We start from the raw sequence: 20,734 nt of genomic DNA on the forward strand, positions 1-20,734 counted from the left end.
GCCTTTGCGGCCTGATACGCTGAATAGATGCTGGTGGTGGCTTGTGCGCTTGACCACTGGTTAAACGTTGGCCTTCCCGCCTTCCCGTCCATAAAATCAGTCATTCTGACGTAAGGCAAGGAAGGGATAGTTAGCGTCGGTTTGCCTCCCACCTGGCCTATGGTGCCGCCAATGATCTGCAGAGTGTTGGTGCCCTGTTTGCCAGCGTTAAGGGTACCCCCGGTTGCGGAGGAAAAAGTGCCCCAGGCTGGCCCGTTGAAAGCGGCACCAAAGGCCTGGGAGGAAAAGACCAGCAGCAACACAACTATCATCAATAAATTACGCATCTAAATTCCCTCTGTTCAGTGTTACCGGTTCCATGCTCCAGCTGATCGATCCGTCGGCGGCTTTTTCTGCCCGCCACCCCATTTTCATGGTCGCTCCGGAGCCGCCAATATCGGTGTAGACCGCACCGGTAGCGTGGGTGGCAATCGCCAGCAGGAGCTGGTTGCGCTCGGCGGGATCCAGGACAATCCCGGCGGCCTCGATGACTCCGCAGATTTCCTCCTGGACGCTCATCAGCCAGGCGGTACTTACCTTGCTTCCCTTCTGGCCGGTAATGGTGTTTCCGGGGACGAACTGGCCGTCTGGCGTTTCGGTGCGTTGCATGGGGACCTCAGTATTTGATGCAGTACATCAGCGGGAAGTTGCGCGGCCGTGTCTCGCTTCCGCCGAAAGAGGAGGTGTTGTTCGGCGAATGGGTCTGCGCGCCGGTATTCGCCCAGACGGGGGTATCGCGGGTACCGGCCTGCACGTAGTAGAGGTCGTGGTCGACGACATGTACATGGCTGCCAACCTGGTCCCCCTGCCAGCTCCCCATCGCGCGGCCGGGGTCGACCCCGCGGGCGCTCAGGCCGCTCCCGTCCCAACCCCTCACGAACTCCCCGCGGAAGTCGGGAAGATTGAAGGTTGATGCGCCGTCGCCAGCGCCGTAGGTGGTGCCGATCGCGGCGAAGAGCCCGGAGAATTGACTCCGGAGTACCGCTCGGCCGTCGCAGAAAAGCCAGCCGGAAGGTACGCTCGGCATGGCAAAACCGACAACCGCTCCCGGAGGGGTTAGCTGGGCTGCGGTCTGACCGTTTAGCGTGGAAGCGTCGGTGGTCGGCGGGGGCGGCTGGTTCTGGTAGTTGGTCAGCTGGTAGGCGGATCCGGCCCAGCTGACGCCAATGATCTGACCAGCCTGGATATCCCCGGCGGCAAGGGGATCGGAAACGTTCTTGAAAAGCGCGGCCGCCGTCAAGCCGTTCACCTGCAGGGTGACCGGTCCAGTGTTGGTATTGGCCACTTTCAGCCAGATCGGCATCCCCACCACGTTCTGGGTAAGGGGCGGAGTGAGAGAGATCTGGATGACGTTGGCGGTCGAGCTCGTGTCCGGAGCAAAATCGAGAGGGGCAGACCCGTCCTGATCCAGGCCGTCGTGGCGGTGGTTCTGCAGGCCGTTCAGAGTAGCCGCGGTGAGCCGAGTCCCGGGCGACCTGGTCGTCGGATTACCGTCGACGAAGACGGTCTTGCCCGCCATGGCGGCCGCAGGCAAAAGCAAGATGAGCAAGGTGAATAACGCGCGTTTAAACATGTTTTAAACCTCCGTTAAAGGTAAGTGAAATTGAACTGTATGTGTGCCGGTGCGAGGTCCAAAAGCACCTCTTCCAACCCGGGAGATGGAGGGGTGACCGGGGAGGAAACCACCACGATTTCCCAAATCCAAGGAAGCACCGGGTTCTCTTGCGCCATGGTATCTCCCGCCAGCCCCACTCCGGAGGTCAGGTAGGTCCAGGGCTCGTCGTCGATTAGCTCATCGTCGGCGCAAAGCCAATCCGCCATGGCGGTGATGTAGCTCCTGATATAGATCGTGTACCCCATGGCGGCCGCCAGTTTGACGTAGTAGGGCTTCTTGATATCGCCGATAGCTTTGAACTTGGCGTCAACCGCACGTTGGCGCTGCTCGATGGAAGCCCCTGCGGCAGGCACCACCTGGTAAAGGCCTTCCCAGGCCGGTAAAAGGTCCACCGCGGTACCCGGCAGCATCTCTCTCTGCAGCAGGTCAAACCTCGCCTTGGTGCGATCAAGGGCGTTGCCGTAGGCCACCCGCTCGGCATCGGTCAGCATCCAGGGCACCGGAACAAGCTGCTGCAGAATGTCGGCGTGGCTACGTGACATTAATAACTCCCGGACGGATCATCTGGTATGCGGTCGGCTCGACAGGGGCCGCGGGAGCCGTCACCGGAGCATTCCCGTTCCCGCCGCCCAAGGCCAATACCTTAAGACTGTCGGGATAAAGGATCTGCCCGGGGAGGTAGCTCGCAAGAGAGGACGTGATGTCGGCGATCGCCTGGGCAGCGGGATAGTCGGCATCGGTCCGGTTGATGGTGACGTCCTGGAGGAGCACCTCGGGCGCCAGCACGCGAAGGTATTCAACCACATCCGGGCAGAGATCGACGATGTAGCCCCTGACGGTGGCGAGCAGATCAGAACTCGGGATTTCAGAGCCAGTGGTAGCGGCCTTGGCTAGCACGATGAGATCGACGGTGCCGGGCCCCTGCCCTCTGGGTACCGTCCAGGCGTCGGCGATGTCGGAGGAGGCTGCGCGGGCCCAGGTGACGTAATCGTACTTGTTCCCGCCAGCAGGGGGGCGGCGCAGGTTGAAGCGCAGCCGGGCCAGCAGCGATGCATCGGATTCTGAAGGATTGAGGATAATGCCACGGGCGCTCGCCCACTCCTCCAGGCCGTTACGCTCCATGTTGGGTCCGGGCACTATCTGGGTACTGAGGTACTTACCCCGATTTTCCAGCCCCCAGAGTGCCGAAGCAAAGGCCTTGGCCGAGATGTAGTCCGGAGAGCCCTGGGAGACGTCGACGTTCGGATCCTCGTTCAGGAGATCGGTCAGGATATCGTTCAAAATGCTGTCTACTGTGTTATCGAACATCAGATCACCGGTACGAAGGTTTCAAAGGTGACGCGCTTTCCGTCGGCCTGGACGGCGGCGACAAAGATGCGCATGCGGTGGCGGTCGGCGGTCAAGTCGCGGCTGGTAGTGACCTTTATCGACTTGGCCCGTTTACTGTCCAAGAGCCACTGAAGGGCACGCTGGCAGTCGTCCTGGACCAGCTTCTCGCTGCTGGCCGTGTTCTTCAGACGGCCGCGGTTTTTCAGGCCGAAATTCGGATCTCCCCACCAGCTCCCGCGCACGATCCCCAGCGATACGATGATGTTGGTGAGTATCGTGGGGTCGTTTCCCGGGACCTTTTTGAAGGTTCCGTCGGGCTGAGGGACAATGGAGTGCGGCATCACATCTTCTCCAAGGGAAGCGAGGTCGGGAGCTGGTTGGAATCGTTGTGATGGTGGCCGTCGAACTGCTGGCGAATGAGTTCCATGCTTCCCTTGGCGTCGGAGATCCCGCCGGTGGCCACAACCGTCTCGGTGACCTTGAGGGAACCGACAATGGTTACCTTCCCCACGAGCTCGAGCTCCGGAGCCTGCGCGCTGACCTTTTTGGGGCTCACCGCCCGGATCCCATTGGCGCTCAGGTGGACGACGTTTCCGAAGGCGTCGTATACTGCAGTCTCTCCGCTATTGAGATTCGGACGGTAGCGGTTGTCGTCGGAGGCAATCGCCACAATGTAGTTGCCGTTGTAGACGATGACCCCGGTGGCACCCTCCTTGGGCATCGAGGCCAGGCCAAACTGCTGCATGAACTCACGGGCGGCGAACGATTCCCCCACCCGGCCATCCGCTTCAAATAGCCTCACCTTCCCGTTAATCACCTTGGTAAACCTAACCCTGATCATTTGCCCCCCCTGGAAAGCGAACCCGTCTGTTCCACAAGGCCGGGAAGGCCAAGCCTCAGCATGGTATAGGCGCCCCGCTTGTCCCTCTTCAGAGTCCTCCCGGTCACCAGGAAATTACCCCGTATGCCATGTACGGTATCGATGACGGCGGCTAGGCGGTTGATGGTGTAGTTGCGGCCGTTTTGCGAATGCCCCGGCATCTCGTACTCGAGCTTGAAGGAGTCGTGACGCATCTTGTTGAGGATCATCCGGGAGTGGAGGTTTGGACTCTGGCTGTCGTTGTTGTTCACCTGGACAAAGCATTTGTAGAAGGGGAACGACGGGTCAGTCGCCGACCCCTTTGTCTGTACCGTGGTCCCCGCATCGAGCTCCAGCGGATTGGTCAGTTGCTGCTGGCCGATGACGACCACCTTGCTGTAGGCACGGCTGATGTCTTCGTCGACGTCGGCGCTGAGCGCGTTGCCGGTACCGTCCTGGGTGAAAAGGATCTGGTAATCGGGATCCCCGCCGGCGCATGGCTCATCGAAAACGAAGGTCCCGTCCGGGAGCCCGAAAAACATCACGCCCCGGGAGAGCGCATACATCTGTAGGACTTGAAAGACCGTCTGGCCCGGGTAGATTTGGGCGACCTTTTGGGGGACATCGAAAAAAGAAAGGAAATCGGCGGTTCCGCGCCGCCGCCTGCTTTTGAGTTTCCCCTGGAGCTCCGTCTCCCCCACGATCGGGACCCGGCCGATGAAGGGAAGCGCCGGGCGGCCCGTCTTGATGTTGGCCTGGATCAACATTTGGGCCAGCTGCTTGATGGTCTTCCCCTGGACGCTTACGAACTCTTCGCAGTAAGCATCGACCACAATTCCCATCAGGTCGCGGCCGCCAACCGTCAGGGTACGGCCCTGCTTGTCGCAATGGCGGTGCCGTTTGTCGACGATGCCGGTCAGAGCAAGCTCCCCATTCACAAACAGCTTGCAGGCAGCGCCCTTTTGGATCTCTACCTCAGGGTTGGCGAGCTCGAGGGTAAAGGCGTGATCGGCGCAGTAAAGATCTGCATCGACCTGGTAGGAAAGAAAGTTCCGGATGCTGGTGGTTCCAATGCGAAGCTCGATCTGGTCAGACATAGATCTTCACCTCCCCCTGCACGGCGCTGGCCCAAGGGATCCGGTTGATCCGGGTGATCTGCTCCGCCTGGCTGTAGGGAAGCCCGTATCGGAGACAGATCACGTGCAGCGGCGTGGGCTGGTCGACCTGAATGGCCACCATACGGGGAGCCTCAAGCTTTACCGTGTACACGTGCTCGAGGAGCTGGCGCGCCATCGTCTTCAGGGTCTTCATAGACCGGTTGTCCTGGATCACCGCCTGAATCGAAGATCTTGCGTCGGCCAGGGACGATTCCAGCTCGAGCACGTTGGCCACCGGAGTCACTTCAGGGGGGGGAGTATAGTTCCCCATGGTGTCGAAGGCCGGGGGCTGGGCAGCCAAGGTCTCCCGGCGGTTCTGGTCATCTGCATAGCTGTAAGCCGCCTCCAGCGCCAGGCGCTGTGCGTGGGCAATCCGGACATGCTTGAGGCAGAAGAGATTTGCCGGGGTTGCGGGCAGCTTCCCAAGCTCCGCCTCGAGGGCGCCGAAGGCGGCGGAAAGGCTGCTGGTAACCCGGGCGGGAAACTGGCGAAGCGAGGTAAAGAGTGCGGCTTCCCGTTCCACCATGCGGGTGATGGTGCCCAGGATCTTTCCCGGGAGGTCAGCGGTGTAGTTGATGGTGGCCACCAGGCTGTTGGTCGGCTGGGTTACCTCAGTGGCAAGGGTCTCGAACTGGGCCAGACGGCTCTGAAGTCCCCGGGCAAACTGGCGCGCCGGCGCGGAAATCTGGCCGCCGATTTCCGCCAGCAAGGACGTCGACGGGATATCGGTGGGGAACGGCGGGTTGTAGCCAAAAATCCCGACTATATCCGTGGTCAGGTCTACAGCCTGCTCGTCCTGGGAGTTCAAAAAGGTTATCTCCACGGACTGATCGACGTCCGCAAGGATGGTGATTTCGAGGGTTTTCCGGCGCTGCTCCAGGAAGGTGATGTCGACCTCGGCGCAGCGCTGGCGATCGTCGGCCCGAACCGACACCGTAGTTACATATCCTTTGAGGGTGCCGTAAACCGGATGAACCAGTTCGTCGAGCCCGGCGTGGTCCATGGCAAGGCTGTTGATCAGATTCACGTGGTCGTCGTAGTTGTCCTGGTCCCCATCGTAGAAGTAGCAGCGGATCTTGACCGGTCTCACCTTCTGCCCCATCTTCTCCAGGTCGGCACCGTCGACGTAGGGATATTCGTAGGTGGCCACAGCCACCTCGAAGGTATCCTCGATGGTCTCCATCTGGAGCTCGAAGCCGTTGAGGTATCCAGTTTCGATATCCGCCATTACGGCCCCTCCTGGAAGAACTTGCCGCGGCGCAGACCGACCTGGGCGGAGGTGTTCATGTCGTTGGAGCGGGCTATCACCCGGCCATTAGAGTCGATGTGGAGATCGAGCTTGATCTCCTGCTTGTCGCGCCGGCGGCCGCCGATCCCCATCACCTCGTACTCCCGGGAAAGGCGTGAGAAGGTTTGGCTGCTCCACCCGTTTTCCCTGGCAGCATTGCTGATCAGCATGCTCAGCGGTATGCCCGCAACGGCACCAAACGTAGCCGCCCCGCCGCCGATCGCTGCCCAGGGGAGCGCCTTGGCAGCGGCCGGAATGGGGAGGGGAGCTGCCGGGGCGCTGGGGAAGTTGCCGGGCCAGTTGGTGACAAAAACCGGGGTGACCCCGGTGGCAGCCTGAATTGCTTTGCCTTCAGCTATGCCGACACCGGTCCCCAGGAGCCCACGGAGGCCTACCTGGCTGAGAACCTTGCGGCCGTAGCCGCCGGCCTTCACGAGATTCCAGATGCCATATCCGCCTAAAGCGGCAGCCGTGGCCGCTATCCCTCCGTTGAGAACGTCGGTGGCAACCGGATGGCGCTCGGCAAACTTCCCGATCGCATCGGCCGCGTCGTTGGCCCGCTTGGTGATCTCGGTCAGCGGGACCAGCCACGGCTCGAAGATGCTGGCCGCGCTACTCTTCATGGTCCCCTGCAGGGCCGTGACGTTCCTGTTGAGGCCCGACAGGCTGACGGTCAGTTTGTCTTCGGCGCTCGCCACCTCAACGGTCTTCTGCTTGACAAACTCCCAGCTGCCGGTTCCTTTGCTCATCAGGGCCAGGGCACCCAACCCACCCTGCTCCCCGAAAATTTTCTCCAGGATGAACATGCGCTGCTTGGTGTTGTAGCTTCCAAGCGAGGTACGCAGGTTCTTGATGATCTGCTCCTGGGGGAGCATCTCGCCCTTCTTATCCCAGAAGTCGAGACGAGCCTTTCCTTTCCCGACCAGGTCTTTATTGACGGCATCCAGGACCTTCCGGGTGATCCTCGAGGCGCCGGTCAGGCGCTGCCAGAAATCTTTGAGATGGGTACCTGCCATGCTTCCCAGCTGCCCCTGCTCCCCGAGGACGGCCAGCTCGGTAAGCATGTCTTCCCAGGGCACCTTGTAGGCCGCGGCGACCGGGGCCGCATAGGGAAGGGCGGCATTGAGATCGGGGAGCTTCATGCGGCCGCTCATTACGTGCCGCTGAATGATGTCGGCGACCTGGCCGTACTCGTTGGACTTGAGGTGGTAAGGGATGCCGACGTTCAGCATGGCATCGCTGGCCTCGTCCGGAGTCCCCTTGGTAATGGTGGCGAGCACCATGGCCGCGCGGCCCGCGCCCTTGCCGACCACCTCGTTGAAATCGAGGCCCGATTCCAGAAGCTTGTTCTGGACGTGAGTCACGTCAATCGCCGAGAAGGGGGTGATCTTCTGAACGTCGTTGGCGGTTCTTCGGACCTCCTGGAGCTCCTTGGCCAGGGTGGCGGCGTTCTTTCCGGAACGCATGAGGTTCATCTCGACGTCCTTGAGACTCTCCTGCATGTCGGCCGCGCTGGCGACGCCAGGCTTGATCTTGTCGAGGGTGTACTTGGCGATAGCGATGGACTTGAGGCCGCGGGTGAGATGGCGCTCCATGGCGTCGAAGTCCCGGACCACCTGCTTGGTCGAGTCCCCCATGGACAAAATGTTGCGCCGAGCGGCGTTCAGCCCGCTCGACATCATGTCCACCATGGTAAGTTGTAGCGCCAGCTTCAATTCGCGGTTCATTACCCTTTTCCTTTAGCCTGCGGCCGCTTTTTGCGGATTACCCGCGTCCCTTCGTCCTTGTCGGGCTTCATCAGCTCGGCGTAGGCCTTATCCCACCCTCTCACCTCTCCCCGGCTCATGGCCCGGATTTCTTTTGTTCCGAACCCGAGTTTTTTCAGGAGGATGATGTCCTTCCGGAAGGGTCGCAATTTTTTTTCGAAATTCCGCCCTCCTGGCTTCGAGCTCGTCGGTTTTGGCCATCAGATAGAGCCCGTCGGCAGGATCAAGATCCAGGATCATCTCGGGGGTGACGTTTACCCCTTCAATCTTTACCCGAGCCGATATGACGGCGGCCTGGAAGTAGGAACCGACTTTCATCCTGGCGGCATCGAGCTCGAGGTCGTTGAGCACGACGAAGGTATGCTCCATGGTCTCTTCCTGGAGCACGAAGTCGCGGACGATCTTGTGGATCTCCTCGTCGTCCACCACCAGGGTTACGATCATCCCCTTTGGAAAGGTGCATTTCTCGGTGAGCATTATTCCACCACCCTCTTGTTGGCCTTGAAGTCGTGGCGGACGATTGACCCGTTCTCCTCATCGTAGGTCACCTCTCCGCGGTCGGTATGGGTGCAGCCGAGGTATTGGATGCGGGTACCATCCTCGTAGATGATGGTGATGGTGACGTCCTCCAGGCTGGAAAAATCCGGCTCTGCCACCCCTTCCTCGATACCCCAATCGAAGCCAACGGTCGGCCGTTTTAAGAGGCGGAGGGATCCGGTTCGATGCATAAAGTTCTGAGGCTTGTGGCTGGAGATCTTCCCCTCGTAGACCTTGACGACATTGTCAGAGTAGTCGGTCCCGTCAACCTCGATATAGACAATGGAAATACTGGACATGGTTTTAACCTCGCTTTAAAGCCGGTTTAAAGGATCAGGGTGATGGTCTCGTCCAGGATATGAAGCCCGGGGACCACGCCGGCGGGGATGCTGACTTCGAACCAGCCGGCGGGGCGGTCGGAAGGGTTTGCCGTCACGGTCAACAGCGGCTTGTGCTGGTCGACGTCCATCAGGATCTCGGGCTGCTCCATCTGCTTGAGCTTGGCGTAGATCTGGTCCCGGAAAGCGGCCGCGCGTCTGGCGGTCGACTTGGGCGGTTTGCGTATAGTCCGGACCACGTCCCGAACGTAGTCGAGGGTAGCCATGGTGGTGTCGTCCAGGAGCGTGTCGTCCGGGTTGCCGCTGCTGTCCAGGACGTAGTTGGTGATGGCCCGGACGATACGGATGGCGCCGTCGGGAGAGACCTCGATCGGAGTGACCCCGTTGTGGAGGCAGGTTTCCTGCTCGGTCCGGGAGAGGCGGTCAGCGATCGCCGGGGTACCGAGGCCGATGATTTCCATCCCGTCGAGGGGCATGGAAGGATCGTCCACCGAGGCGCGGACGCCGGCAAAGGCTGCAGCGACTTCGCAGGAAAGGCTCGGGCAGCCGCGGAAGTAGGGGGTACCGCTCCGCTCGAAGTTGACGCCCGCGGCCAGGGTGGTTACTCCGGCCAGTGCTCCGGAGACGCTGTAGTAGAACCGGCTGCCGCGCTGCTCGATCTTGCCGGAGACCTGATCGACGTGCTCTTTCAGCCGCGGCAAGTTACCGCTGTCGGCAAACTGGCTGCAGATGATCTGGTACCGGGTCGAGAAAACGGCGGTCAGAGCGTCGGTCAGATCGGGATCCACCGCGCCGTTGTGCATGGCGGTCACGGTGGCAGTGATGCCGGCGGCATCGGACTCAAAAGCGATCGGGATGGTGTTCCCCACAGTTCCACCGTTTTTAGCGGTGAAGGTGAGCGTGCCGGCGTTGTCCGCAACGGTTACCGGGCAACCGGCGTAGGCGGCCACCATAGTGGCAAGTGCCGCGGAAACGTCGGAGGCGGTATCTCCGGAGGATGTGCCCACTTCGAAGACCAGGTTACCGATCTTCAGCCTCGAGGCGGCCGTGGAGGTGGCGGGCCCCTCGATCGCAACCGAGCCGGTCGCCTTGGTGGCGGTGGCGGCATCGTCGACCGCAAGAACGGTAAGATCGATGAGCGGGTTGTTGCGGATGGCGATAGTGGCCATCAGGTGGGCCGGGGATCCGAAGCCAAAATAGGCACCGGCCTGGGGAGCGCTGTAGACCTGGGTGGGGACCAGGGCGGCCACGGTACCGGCGGCAAGGCGCTGCGCCAAGATCAGCACGCGCCAGGCGTTGGCGGGGAGGCTGGAAGCCCCCTGGGCGGTATTGAACCCGGCGTACACCCCGGGCTTGCGGGTCGTTGCGGGAAGGTTGTTGTACATTATTTTGCTCCTTCACTGGCGCCGGCATTGTCCTGCGCCTTCTTCTGGGCTTTGCCCGGAACCTCGGGGGAGGGCTCCGGAGCGGTTTCCGCTTTCACTTCCAGCAAGGACCCGTCGCGGAGCAGCCGCCGGTAAAAGGCGGTGTTCGGGACGCTCACGCCCTCGTTGTCATCGGTGATGTAGGTCCGGTGGTTGTTTTCCATCGGGCACTTGAGGCCCGGTGCTGCTTTAACTTTCAGTTGTTCAGCCATGTCAGGCCTCCTAGATGATGGTTTCGTCCGACGCCGCCGGGGCAGCTCGTCCGTCGAGGAAGTAATCGACCGCGACGCCGATCAGGTCGGGTGCGTCGGCTTCCGGATCGTCGCCGGCCCACTCGAAGTAGGTGGCAAACTCGAGGTTGTAAACGATCTTGTTTTCTCCCCACAATTCGGTGGATGTTTCGTCCTGGAACCCCCGGGGAAGGATACCGGCGATATCCAGTCCCAGCTTCTGCCGGTAAAGCTTTTGGGTAATGCCCATCAAGAGCGGGTTGATCCCTTTGCGGCGGTCTTCTTCGCTTTTAGCGCTGGAAAACAGCACCAGAGCGTGAAGCACTACGTGCGTTCTGACCTTTCTGGGGCCAAGGATTTCATGACGGCCCCGCACGATCGCGACGGTCAGCGCCACGGTCGCGAAGATGTTTCGCATGTCCCTTTGGACGGCGGTCTTCCGGATCTGAGTAAACTGATCCTTCAGGAACTTCTCTGCTGCCTCCTCGATCTGGGTAAGGTCGGTAACCGGAGTCGCCATCACAGGCCTCTAAGCGAGTTGCGGGTGAAGCGGCGATCGCTGCTGATAACCTCGGGACTCCCGGTGGCCACCGCCGCGGGAACCGGCTGGACGCCCAGGGTGATCTCGCCGCGTGAGATGGCGGAAAGGGTCTTCACCGCGTTGTCGTAGACCTTCTGGCGGTTCTCCGGGACGTTTTCCCGACGGCTGAAGAGGTGGTAAACGGCGATGCCCAGATCGAGGGACTTAACGAACGGTGGCACGGTGGTGAAAGGAACCTCGCAGCGGCGGCCACAGTAGCCGTCAACCAGCGACGAAGCTCCCTCAAGGGCTTCGGTTATGGCGGCGGCGCCAGTAGTGGCGGCTGCCGCTTCCTCGGGTGTGAGGGCGGAAAGCGATGCGCCGTTCCATGCCGCGGTGACCATGTCCGGAGTCACGTCGACCGGGTCGTCGATGACCAGCTGCAGAAGAACGTCCCAGGGGACTTTCGTCAGGATGTCGTTAAGCGCGTTATACATGCTCGAGCCCTCTTGATGCGGCGGCGGCCGGGGCCGCCGCCGGTAGGTTCACTTACGCCGGGTGCAGCTGGTGAGCGCCCTGGGGGCAGCCGAGTAGGGGGCGAAGCTGATGGTCCGGTAATCGGTACCGAGGTCGTTGGCGCCCGAGAAGGTGGAACCCACCCAGGTCTGCTTGCTGTCCTGGTACCATTTCACGTTGACCGGGGCGCCGGTCGAGTCCACCACGGCGAGCTCGTGATGGAGATAGCCGTAGGCGGTGTAGGCCTTGAACACGGCCTTGGTGCCGGTGACGGTATCGCACCGGGAGGTGGCCGGTGTGGCGCCGGAAGCGCGAAGCCCCTGGACAGGTGCCAGGTTGCGATCGCGGGGGAGGATCCCGTTGGGGGAGGCAATGGCGATCGCCGCGTAGATCAGGGTTGCCATGACGGCAAAGAAAACGAACTTTTTGTTTTTCATGCGGGTTACTCCTTCTCGGCCGGCGGCGGCTCGAGCTCGGCGCGGCGCTTGGCGATGGCGTCCAGGACGGTCTTACGGTCTTCGCCCAGAGCGAGCTGCTCGAGATCGCCGGTGGTGGCAGCGGCGGTCACCAGGGCGATGGTGTCGGTGACGTTGGGCCTTTTCCCGGGAGCATCGGGGGCGGAGGCTGCGGGGACTACCGGGGTATCCTCGACGATCTCCACCACCAGCATCGGGTCGCGCTTGAGCTGCTCGACCTGCGCGGGGGTGAAGGTGCCGTCCGGCCAGACTTTCAGGCCGGAATGCTCCTGGCCGCAGCGGCGGAAGCCGTCTTTCTTGGAAAGGATCTTGATCTGGGGCATCGTTCAGCTCCTTATTACTGCAGCCAGGGGACGACGAGAACGTCGACCAGGTCGCGGTTGGTGTTGGAGGCACCGTTGGCCAAGCGCTCGGCCTTGATGCACTCGTTGGCGTATTCGCGGTTGGAGGGGCCGCAGACCAGCAGGTTGGGCAGGATTCCCAGGGGGCGCCCCTCGTCGCTCTTGAAGGCGCTCATGCGGTCGTAGGCTTCGTTGAAGGTTGCCGGCACCAGGTCGTCCTGGACGCCAAAGGCCTGCTGCCAGAAACCGAAGCCGACGTTGACCCTGGCATCGATGCCGTAGCGGTATTCCTTACGCATGAAGACCGACTCGTCCTCGGGACGGGTCATGGCGGTGAACTGGTACTCCCGGCGCTTCTGGAAGATGATCGGCTTGAGGGGGCGGCGGGTATCGAGCAGGAACCAGGGGTTCTTGCTGCCGGTGATGACGTTGGTCACGCTCGAGGTAGTGCCGTCGCTGTTCCTCACCGGATGGTCGCTGTCGAAGTAGTACTGGCCGTCGTAGCAGAGGGAGGCAAACCCCAAGGCCAGCAGCCCGAAGACGAGCTCGTCGGGATGCGTCTTGGCGGCAAAACCCATTTCCTGGAACATGGGGTTGTAGATGCCGTAGGTGTCGTCCTCGATTTCGTTACGGCCAACGGCGATGGTGGACTCGAAATCCTTGTTCTTGATGGTGTAGTCGTGGGCCTCGAGTATTTTGATGACGCGGTCCCCGAGCCACTCACGAAGTCGCGGGAACTGGCCCAGCCAGGCGTATTTTTCGAGCGTCGTGGTCGACGTCACCATGGTGGCGACCTTTTCCCAATAGGCCGGAGTATCGCGGAAACCGGTGTTGAAGGCGGCTTTAAAGCCGGTGAAAAGAACCTGAAGGTTCGCGCTGTTGACGATCATCTTGAGCTCCTTTTAGTAGAACATGATCCAGACGCCGGTATCCTCGACGTCTACGATCTTGCCGGCAATCGGGCGTGCGCCCCCGCCGTTGGTTTTGGCCACGGTCTGGTCGTCAACTACATAGCAGTCGTCGCCGATCTGGGCGATGGTGATCTGGTCTGCGCCGTCGGAGTTGGCGAAGCGGAAGGAACGCTTGTCGACCTTGACGGAGAGGGCGCCGTCGCCGCCGGCGGAGTTGTCGACGTATTCCTGGGCGCAGCCGTCGGCGATGAGGGTGTTGTCCGCAGAGCCCGGAACGGCGTAGCCGGCCGCGTTGAGACAAATGAGGGCCCCGGCATAGATGACTTTGCCGGCGCCTACTGCCCGGGCAAATTCGACACTTTCGCGGCGGGGGGTGGGACGGTCTTTCGTGAGTGCTGCCATTGCTTTCTCCTTCTAACGTTATGGGTGAGGGTTACTCGTCCTTGGCCTTGTGGTAGTCTTCTGCGGAAATTCCGAACTTTTCGCAGAACTTTCTCTCCTCGGTGTTGAGCGCGTAATTACGCCCTTTGTTCGGGTCCTCATCGTCCAGCTTGGACGGGTCGCCGATGACGGGGGCGGCCTTGGCAAACTCCTTGAATTTTTCCAGGCCCCCTTCCTGCCGGCACATGGCGATGTAGAAGTCTTTGGTGGCCGGAACGATCTTGCCCGCCTTGAGGGCGGCGTCGATCTCAGCGTTAAGGGCGGTTTCCAACTCGGCCTTGTAGCGCTCCTGGAGCTGCTGCTCGGCGTTGGTGGCCCGGCCGAGGACCGCGTCGTAGTCGCCGCGGGGGACGAAGAGGGCAAGGTCGGGTGCCTGCGCACGGTTGAGGGCGAGAGCCAGATCGGTCTTCATGGTGGTGACGTGGTTAAGGGCCACGTCTTCGGTGGTCGTCTCGGGGAGCCCGAGGACGACAAGCAACTTTTTAAGCATGGATTCTTTCTCCTCTCCTTCATGGTTAAGGGCAGTGACTTCCAGGTTTGGTTTGTTGGTGAGGCCCACCGAAGCGATCCCCAGGATGTTATTGTTGGTTCTGTCGTAGATAAAAACGGGAGAGTAGTAGCGATACTCCCGGTTCATGACCATTTCATGCCCTTTCGGATTCCAATCAAGGGTGGCCCAGATGGAGCCGTCCGCTTTGGCGGTCAGTTGTTTTCCCCAAGCAACCGCGGGGGCCGCTTCCCCTTTGGGTGCCTTAAGGTGGGTGGAGTGCTCGATGTCTACCGGGAAGTCGCGGCCCTCCGTGGTAAAGGAATCTACTACCCGCTGCGGAAACGGATTGTTCCACTTGCGCCCGTCACGGCCTTTTACCACCTTCCCGGGAGGAATAAGCATCAGCTGGATGGGAGGGGCGCCAGCACCGGCAACGGCCGGCATTTCAAAATTGAGGGCAAAACGTTCCTTCATGCGGTCTCCTTAGACAAGCTTTGTGCTCAGGTAGTTGGCCAGGGTCATCAGCTCGATCTGGGTCTGGTTTGCCTCGATGTCATGGAGGTGATCGGTCTCGTCGGCCAGGATGCCCTCCAGGAGACGGCGGGTATCGTCGTCCTTCAGTTCCCGGCAGAGTTCGATGGTCTCGTTGTAGGCCTGTCGGGCATTGATTTCGGACTCGCCGTCGAGCGTGAACATCTGGGGAACGTTCTCGCCAATCTGGACCAGGTTGAGCCGCCCCACAACCGGGACCCCCTCCAGGAGGAGGATCCGCTGGATCAGAAGGTGAAAATGTTTTCCCTCATCCTCCTTGCGTTCCTGGATGATGCTGGCCAGGCCCATCAGTTCCCAGTTCTCTGCCATAGCCTGGTGAACTGAGTACTGGTTGTAGGCGGTCAGCTCCTCGATTAGGCGGGCGTTTAGCGCCTCGATTATCTGCGGGTGTCCTTTCATCCCTTTTCTCCTCCCCTTACCTACGGTGCCCGCACCGTACTACATCTTTCTGCAGGCATCATTTACACGGGTGTAAATTCCGTCTGGCATTCAAAATGAAACCGTCTTTAAACCGCCTTTAAATTCCTTTTCAACGGGCGGCCAGCCTCCTGGTCGACCAACCCCATCCCCAAAACGGCTACAGGGCAAATTTGGAGCTCAAACTACCGCCTTCCCTCCGCGGTATCGGAGATCCTCAGATAAAGAATCTGAAGGATCATCTCCCGGTCCCTATCGGCGAGCCGCATTCCCTCTCCTTCGTTCATGGCCAGGTAGGGGCGGGGGGGGATCTTTGTCTTGAGCCCTCGTCCGGTCATGCCGCCAAACTGGTGAATGGCGGCGTAAGGAATATGGGCGCCGACTCCGATCGTCACGGACACGTCGTTGGCCTGGTAGTGGATCGCCTGCAGAAGATGTTTCTTCTCCTGCAGGATCATCTTGGCAGTGAGGTATTTGGTACCTGCCTTGGAAAGGTAGCCGCTTTTCTTGGTGCGTTTTCCCTTCCCGAGCCGGATCAGCAGAGTGGCCGCCGAAAGCCTTTGCCACCTGTGCCCCTCCGGATCGCTTTCCTTGGCAAAGTTTTCCAGGACCCTCCGCTCGTAGGCCTGACCGATCTCTTCCATGATGGGGCGGCTGTGGCCAGTAACATGAAGCAGAGCCTGGAAGGCGCGCTGTACTTCGCGGTCGTCGATGGTGGCCTTGAAGGTTTCGCCCATTAGCTTTTTGCCTTCCGGAAGGACTCGACACGGTTCCCTTTGAGCCGTAAGTGGTATTGAAGCCCCTCATGGTCCCATTTGAACTGAATACTCTTCCCTCTCCTTCCTTCGTTGACGATCCGGGTGATCATCCGGTAATCCTCGATCCCCATGGTTTCATCGAGCCGGGAGCGATCAATCCAGATCGTCTGCCGGTCCAAGGAGAGCGCTTTTTGGGCTTCCTCGGTCAGTACCGCCACCGGGAATTCCCCTTCGATCCGCCCACGGGCGAACCGGGCAAATGCGGGGCCGCCCAGGTGCTCTTTCATCCAGGCCCGCGAGATGTCCCGGGGAAGCGTGTCGAACTTGTCCGAAAGCACCCGGTAATCCCGCCCGGCCGCCTTACCGACGTTGTAGCCAAAGCCCGGATCGATGCCGTTGGGATAGTCCTTGGTCTCCCCGGTAACCTTATTGGTCCACTCCTTGGTGCCGTCCTGTGGCGCTGTTCCTTTCCCCCCCTTGGCAGCCTCGGCAAAGTCGGAGCGGTCGGCCCGGACCGCCCGGCAGTGGCAGTGCCAGGCGCAGGGGGGATAGTGGGAGTCCCACCAAGGGTCGGTGATCGGCAGCGTGGTCCCGCTCCAGGAGACATGCAGAGGGCGGGGATGGGCCACACCGTCGGCGTGGACATATGTCAGGTACTCGGTTCCGGATGCCTCGAACTGCTGCCACCGCCCGGCTTGGTAGGCGGAGGTGATGTTGGTGTCCCATATCAGTTCACTGCGCCAGTTCCGGCCGCCGTTGTAGCTCCACCCGTGCTTGGCCACGATCTGGTCGAACTGCTCCCTGAATTGCTTGAGTGAAAGCTGGCCGTCGATCGACTTCTGCACCGCGCTCCGGAAGTCGGCCAGGAGGTCGGCCTTATAGGCTCCAGCCACCATGAACCCCTTTGCGTGCTGGTCGTCCATCATGTCGTGCCAGGCCGCGGTCGGGATGTTGAGCTTGTCCCGGAAGAAGCTGCCGGCCTCGGCAAAGGGGAGCTTAAAAACGGCGTCGAACTCGCTCTTGTTCACTAGCCGTTCTCCGCGTCAATCCTGCCGGCCATGCGCGAGCGGAGCAACTCTTCGGCGATCACCTGGGCAAGGCTTTCGGTGCTCATTTCGGGGAAGGCGTCAGCGATGGTGTCGGCGAGCTCCTCGAGGGCGTTTGCTTCGTCGGCGGCTCTCCGGAGAAGCTCAACGAAGGAGGTGACGCTGGGATCCGCCACATTGGCCAGCTTGTCCCTCAGAAGCTGCTCGGTCCGGTTGGCGCCGTCGCCGGTTTCCCGGTTCATCGCCTCGCCTTTCGGCGCGGGTTTAACCGCGACTCCTGAGGCCGCTTCGGCGGCGTCAGTTTCCTGAGCGGGGAGGCCCACCGAAACGATGTCGCCCTGCTGGAAACCGTATTCGCGCTCGAAGTAGGCGGGGCTGAACCTGATGCCGCAGTTCTTCGAGAGGTTTCCGTCCCGCTCGCTTTTTTTGACGCCGTCATCCGGTTCCGCGGTGACAAAGACGATCCGGGGGTAATGTTCCTGGGGGCCAAAGTTGAGATCCACCCAGGGCCTGACTAGGTCGCGGTTAAGAGTGTCGGCCAGCTGGATGGCGTCGGAGTCCCGGATATCGTTCCTGACCTCGTCGTGGACCAACGCCTGGCTTTGTGAGGACCCGTCGTCGGCGGTCATGGTCTGGCCGAGGATTGCCTTGGACACCTGCTTGTCAAGCCACTCGGCGGCACTGGCGAAGAGCCGCTCGCCTCCGGCGGTTTTCATGGCATCGACGAACTCGATCTCCATGTTCTTCGGGAGGATGGCGGCGGCGTCGGAGGCAATGTTGGCGACGGCCATTTTCAGCTTCTGCTGGTCCTCGGGAGTCGCGGCCAGGTCGTAGCGGCCAAGGCGCAGCGGCATTCCAAAAATCTCAATGAACTGGATCCAGTCCTTGACCGTGTAGTTCTTGAAAAGGAAGCTCCAGGCCACCAACCGGGCGAGGCCGCCGCGCAGCGGAATGCCGCATTTGATGCGCGGGTAGTGGACGATGAACTTGTAAGGCTCGAGCGGGATACCAAAGGCGGGGTCCTTGATGTCGCGCAGCCGAATCTCCGCCCTGGTCACGATGTCAAACTGGAAAAATTTGGGGTCGCGCCACTTGAACTCGCGGGGATTCCATTTGGCGCCGCGGTCCCACATGATTTCCGAGACGCTGTAGCCTTTGCCAAGGGCATCCATTTGGTCCTCGAGGAGCACCCGGAAAAACGCGTTCTTAATCACCGTCTCGTTGAACTCCTCGGCGATCTCCTTGCTTTTGGCGTCCTGGTCATCGCCGGGCTCGATGGAAACCGGAAGCTGAACCACGGCCCGTTTTCGGGTCCCCAGTTGGGCGGCGTAGTGGAGATCCTTTTCCTCCATCTCCTCGGCCAGAGCTAGCTGCTCGTAGCCGTAGCCGGTCGCGGCGTTCTGAAGAATGGCGGTAAGGGAGGCCGGGGTGAGCCCCATGGAGACTGCATCGCTCCAGATAGTCCGGAGGCCGGTAAGGGTGGGAGCTGCCAGCTCCTGGGTGAGCTGGGCCTTCTGGACCGGCTTATTGTAGGCGTCGTAAAGGGTGATCTCTGCCATTACCAGGCTCCTGAAATGCGGCCGAAGCCGGCAGTGCAGCGAATGTCGCGGGGGAGATCGTCGCCGTTCTTGTCTTTCGTTCTCACCGCCTCGTAATCGTAGGTGTAGACGTCCATCCGGGTGGCGGAGACCGCCATGGCCAGGCCGATTGCGGCGTCGCCGTGACGTTTACCTCCATCAGAGCCTTTGGTGCGGTCGGTGTCGGGAACCTTGGCAACGCCTTTGATCATCTTCACCGCCCGGTAGTCGTCGACGTGGTCGGCGTCCTGGGGAAGGTCGAGGATCCCGTCGTCGAAGAACTGCTTGAAGCGCGGCATTTCCTCCCGGTACCAGGACTCGGAGAGCATGACGGCCTCCACCAGGCTGCCGTACTTCTGGACGGCGCGCTCGGCTAGGTACTGACCGTTGCCCCGTCCGTCAAGTTTTGCTCCGGAGAAGCGCGGCAGCCGGTCCAGAATGTAGAAGAGGATCAGCTCCTGCTCCCGGAAGGGTACGTTGCGAAGCTCCACACAAAAGGGGACCCGGTACCGCAAGTCGGCCAGCTGGGTCAACGGAAAGAGCACGGTTAAGTCACCGGTGCGGCCGAAGTCCTCGCCGAGGAAGTGGGCTCTTTTCGGGTCGAGCTTGATAAGCTGAGGAAGTAGTTGCTCCTTGCACCAGTCGAGGGCCTCGGCCTGCCTGATGTGGTCGGGCAGAAGGGCAAAATCGTTGGAGCACTCCCATCTGAGTACCGGTATGTCGGGGCGCATGCAGCGCTCGATGACGGCCCGGGAAAGGTAGACACCGCTCCCCTGGGAGGGGATAACATCGAGTTCCTCATCGGCGGCCTGGCCGTAGAAGGAGTAGACTCCCTGCATCCAGGACTCCTGCTCCTTGGCCGTCCATTCCTTTCCGAGTCGAAGGCAAACCCGCTGGTAAAGCCCCTGATCTACGGCCTCCTTGAACTCGACCCGCTGGACGCTCCCCTTGCGTTTGGCCGAGCGGATTTCCTGGATCAGCTCGTTGAAGGGGTTGTCCTCGCCGTCATGGGTGCTGATCACGCGGACCTTGCCACCCCAGATCAGGAGGGCCATGGCCGCCTTCAGGAGCTCGTCAAGCTTTTCATGGAAAGCGGCCTCGTCGATTACCACCACCCCCTGCTTGCCGCGCAGGTTGGCCGGGCGGGAGGAGAGTGCCACCACCCTGTGCCCCGACTCGGGGAACTTGATGGTGTAAGTTTTGATGTGCTTGTCCTCGGAATCCTCAAGCCACAGCCCCTCTTCCACTTCGGTGGCGATCTTGTTGAACGCCTTGGCCCACATGCCCACCGCCTCGATAAACTCGATGGCCATGTCCTGGTTGTAGCCGATGTAGTAGACGTTCATCCCGCCGGCGGCCTTTTCGGCGGCGGCGATCAGCACGTCGTCGGCAGCTTCCGCCCAGGTGAGGCCGGTACGCCGGCTTTTCTCTATCACCTTCAGCTGGGAGTCGTCGGCCACCCACTTTTGCTGGTAGGGGAGAAAGACCGGAGGAGGCGCCGCGGAGCTCGCGGTATTCGGAATGACGGGATCGATCATGCGGAGATCCCCAGGATTTCGCGGCGGATGCTGCTGATGGTGTCGGCGGAGATGCCGCCCTTCTTAGCGACCTCTGCCGCTCTCTTGGCCGCGTCCTCCAGTGCTTGTCTCCGGATCTCGGATTCTCGCTTGATGTTGATCATCGCCCCCTGCTCGAGGCGCTGGGTGGCGAGGGCAAGGGCCTTGACCTGGTCGATGGTGCTCGCCAGTGTTTCCGGGTCGGAGAGGTCGGCGTCCTGGATCTTCAGGGTGAGGTCGAAGGCCAGCGTCCTGAGTATCTCGTTGATCAAAAGCCCCATTTGCCCCTGGGGAGCGGCGCCGACCTTGGAGATGAACATGTCGGCGACGTCCCGGGACTGGCGGAGTTTCTCGCCGACGTCCGCCATCCGGAGCGCGTACCGGTTGACGGCGCTCTTGCTCACCCGTTCGTCGTGGCCACCGGCCTCAAGCAGCTCGTTGATATGGGCTGTGAGCTCCAGCTGGGAAACGCGCGGATCCTGGAGGAGTTCCTGCAGGCGGTTCTTGATGTCGGGCGGCAGCTGCTCGATGGTGGACGGCTTGGGCATTGG

At 61.1% G+C, this 20,734-nt stretch carries 27 protein-coding genes; all 27 read right to left on the bottom strand.

The window, feature by feature from the left end; genetic code table 11:
- A partial coding sequence (locus tag L4X63_RS09205) for a hypothetical protein (protein ID WP_250678332.1) occupies window positions 1-326 on the bottom strand: 326 nt, incomplete at its 3' end.
- Window positions 319-648, bottom strand: a complete 330-nt coding sequence (locus L4X63_RS09210) for a hypothetical protein (RefSeq protein WP_250678333.1) — start codon at window positions 646-648, stop codon at window positions 319-321. The genes L4X63_RS09205 and L4X63_RS09210, both read right to left, overlap by 8 nt.
- A gap of 7 nt (window positions 649-655) precedes the next feature.
- Entirely contained in the window at window positions 656-1,612 is a 957-nt protein-coding gene (locus L4X63_RS09215; RefSeq protein ID WP_250678334.1) for a phage tail protein, read from the bottom strand.
- A 14-nt stretch (window positions 1,613-1,626) separates the two neighbouring features.
- A complete protein-coding gene (locus L4X63_RS09220; RefSeq protein WP_250678335.1) occupies window positions 1,627-2,196 on the bottom strand; it encodes a putative phage tail protein in 570 nt (189 codons plus the stop codon).
- Entirely contained in the window at window positions 2,186-2,962 is a 777-nt protein-coding gene (locus tag L4X63_RS09225) for a baseplate J/gp47 family protein (RefSeq protein WP_250678336.1), read from the bottom strand. The genes L4X63_RS09220 and L4X63_RS09225 overlap by 11 nt, the downstream gene beginning before the upstream one ends.
- Complete coding sequence (locus L4X63_RS09230) at window positions 2,962-3,324, bottom strand: phage GP46 family protein (protein WP_250678337.1); 363 nt, start codon at window positions 3,322-3,324, stop codon at window positions 2,962-2,964. The genes L4X63_RS09225 and L4X63_RS09230 overlap by 1 nt, the downstream gene beginning before the upstream one ends.
- Entirely contained in the window at window positions 3,324-3,824 is a 501-nt protein-coding gene (locus L4X63_RS09235) for a phage baseplate assembly protein domain-containing protein (RefSeq protein ID WP_250678338.1), read from the bottom strand. Before L4X63_RS09235 ends, L4X63_RS09230 begins: the two co-directional genes overlap by 1 nt.
- Window positions 3,821-4,939 (bottom strand): phage baseplate assembly protein, encoded by a 1,119-nt coding sequence (locus L4X63_RS09240; protein WP_250678339.1) that lies wholly within the window; start codon window positions 4,937-4,939, stop codon window positions 3,821-3,823. Before L4X63_RS09240 ends, L4X63_RS09235 begins: the two co-directional genes overlap by 4 nt.
- On the bottom strand, window positions 4,932-6,227 hold the full coding sequence (locus L4X63_RS09245) for a DNA circularization N-terminal domain-containing protein (protein ID WP_250678340.1): 1,296 nt from the start codon (window positions 6,225-6,227) through the stop codon (window positions 4,932-4,934). Before L4X63_RS09245 ends, L4X63_RS09240 begins: the two co-directional genes overlap by 8 nt.
- Window positions 6,227-8,014: a phage tail tape measure protein gene (locus tag L4X63_RS09250; protein WP_250678341.1), complete on the bottom strand. Its 1,788-nt coding sequence runs from the start codon at window positions 8,012-8,014 to the stop codon at window positions 6,227-6,229. The genes L4X63_RS09245 and L4X63_RS09250 overlap by 1 nt, the downstream gene beginning before the upstream one ends.
- 87 nt (window positions 8,015-8,101) lie before the next feature.
- The gene (locus L4X63_RS09255; protein WP_250678342.1) at window positions 8,102-8,530 is read right to left on the bottom strand and encodes a hypothetical protein; all 429 of its coding nucleotides are present in this window, start codon (window positions 8,528-8,530) and stop codon (window positions 8,102-8,104) included.
- On the bottom strand, window positions 8,530-8,889 hold the full coding sequence (locus L4X63_RS09260) for a hypothetical protein (RefSeq protein ID WP_250678343.1): 360 nt from the start codon (window positions 8,887-8,889) through the stop codon (window positions 8,530-8,532). Before L4X63_RS09260 ends, L4X63_RS09255 begins: the two co-directional genes overlap by 1 nt.
- Before the next feature lie 26 nt (window positions 8,890-8,915).
- Complete coding sequence (locus tag L4X63_RS09265; protein WP_250678344.1) at window positions 8,916-10,313, bottom strand: phage tail sheath subtilisin-like domain-containing protein; 1,398 nt, start codon at window positions 10,311-10,313, stop codon at window positions 8,916-8,918.
- Complete coding sequence (locus L4X63_RS09270; RefSeq protein WP_250678345.1) at window positions 10,313-10,564, bottom strand: DUF2635 domain-containing protein; 252 nt, start codon at window positions 10,562-10,564, stop codon at window positions 10,313-10,315. The genes L4X63_RS09265 and L4X63_RS09270 overlap by 1 nt, the downstream gene beginning before the upstream one ends.
- Before the next feature lie 10 nt (window positions 10,565-10,574).
- Complete coding sequence (locus tag L4X63_RS09275; protein ID WP_250678346.1) at window positions 10,575-11,102, bottom strand: hypothetical protein; 528 nt, start codon at window positions 11,100-11,102, stop codon at window positions 10,575-10,577.
- On the bottom strand, window positions 11,102-11,599 hold the full coding sequence (locus L4X63_RS09280; RefSeq protein WP_250678347.1) for a DUF1320 domain-containing protein: 498 nt from the start codon (window positions 11,597-11,599) through the stop codon (window positions 11,102-11,104). The genes L4X63_RS09275 and L4X63_RS09280 overlap by 1 nt, the downstream gene beginning before the upstream one ends.
- A 48-nt stretch (window positions 11,600-11,647) precedes the next feature.
- Window positions 11,648-12,055 (bottom strand): hypothetical protein, encoded by a 408-nt coding sequence (locus L4X63_RS09285; RefSeq protein ID WP_250678348.1) that lies wholly within the window; start codon window positions 12,053-12,055, stop codon window positions 11,648-11,650.
- Window positions 12,056-12,060: 5 nt separating this feature from the next.
- Window positions 12,061-12,417 (bottom strand): HI1506-related protein, encoded by a 357-nt coding sequence (locus L4X63_RS09290; protein ID WP_250678349.1) that lies wholly within the window; start codon window positions 12,415-12,417, stop codon window positions 12,061-12,063.
- A gap of 14 nt (window positions 12,418-12,431) precedes the next feature.
- A complete protein-coding gene (locus L4X63_RS09295) occupies window positions 12,432-13,325 on the bottom strand; it encodes a Mu-like prophage major head subunit gpT family protein (RefSeq protein WP_250678350.1) in 894 nt (297 codons plus the stop codon).
- A 12-nt stretch (window positions 13,326-13,337) separates the two neighbouring features.
- Complete coding sequence (locus tag L4X63_RS09300) at window positions 13,338-13,748, bottom strand: hypothetical protein (RefSeq protein ID WP_250678351.1); 411 nt, start codon at window positions 13,746-13,748, stop codon at window positions 13,338-13,340.
- Window positions 13,749-13,779: 31 nt separating this feature from the next.
- A complete protein-coding gene (locus tag L4X63_RS09305) occupies window positions 13,780-14,751 on the bottom strand; it encodes a phage protease (protein WP_250678352.1) in 972 nt (323 codons plus the stop codon).
- 9 nt (window positions 14,752-14,760) lie between these two features.
- On the bottom strand, window positions 14,761-15,228 hold the full coding sequence (locus tag L4X63_RS09310) for a ferritin-like domain-containing protein (protein ID WP_250678353.1): 468 nt from the start codon (window positions 15,226-15,228) through the stop codon (window positions 14,761-14,763).
- Window positions 15,229-15,431: 203 nt separating this feature from the next.
- Window positions 15,432-15,983 (bottom strand): phage virion morphogenesis protein, encoded by a 552-nt coding sequence (locus L4X63_RS09315; protein WP_250678354.1) that lies wholly within the window; start codon window positions 15,981-15,983, stop codon window positions 15,432-15,434.
- On the bottom strand, window positions 15,983-17,032 hold the full coding sequence (locus L4X63_RS09320; RefSeq protein ID WP_250678355.1) for a phage head morphogenesis protein: 1,050 nt from the start codon (window positions 17,030-17,032) through the stop codon (window positions 15,983-15,985). The genes L4X63_RS09315 and L4X63_RS09320 overlap by 1 nt, the downstream gene beginning before the upstream one ends.
- Window positions 17,032-18,609, bottom strand: coding sequence for a DUF935 domain-containing protein (locus L4X63_RS09325; RefSeq protein WP_250678356.1), 1,578 nt, complete (start codon window positions 18,607-18,609; stop codon window positions 17,032-17,034). Before L4X63_RS09325 ends, L4X63_RS09320 begins: the two co-directional genes overlap by 1 nt.
- Window positions 18,609-20,165, bottom strand: coding sequence for a hypothetical protein (locus L4X63_RS09330; protein WP_250678357.1), 1,557 nt, complete (start codon window positions 20,163-20,165; stop codon window positions 18,609-18,611). Before L4X63_RS09330 ends, L4X63_RS09325 begins: the two co-directional genes overlap by 1 nt.
- On the bottom strand, window positions 20,162-20,731 hold the full coding sequence (locus L4X63_RS09335; protein ID WP_250678358.1) for a DUF3486 family protein: 570 nt from the start codon (window positions 20,729-20,731) through the stop codon (window positions 20,162-20,164). The genes L4X63_RS09330 and L4X63_RS09335 overlap by 4 nt, the downstream gene beginning before the upstream one ends.
- Window positions 20,732-20,734 lie beyond the last annotated feature (3 nt).

Source organism: Geomonas sp. Red32, assembly GCF_023652955.1.
Classification (GTDB): domain Bacteria; phylum Desulfobacterota; class Desulfuromonadia; order Geobacterales; family Geobacteraceae; genus Geomonas.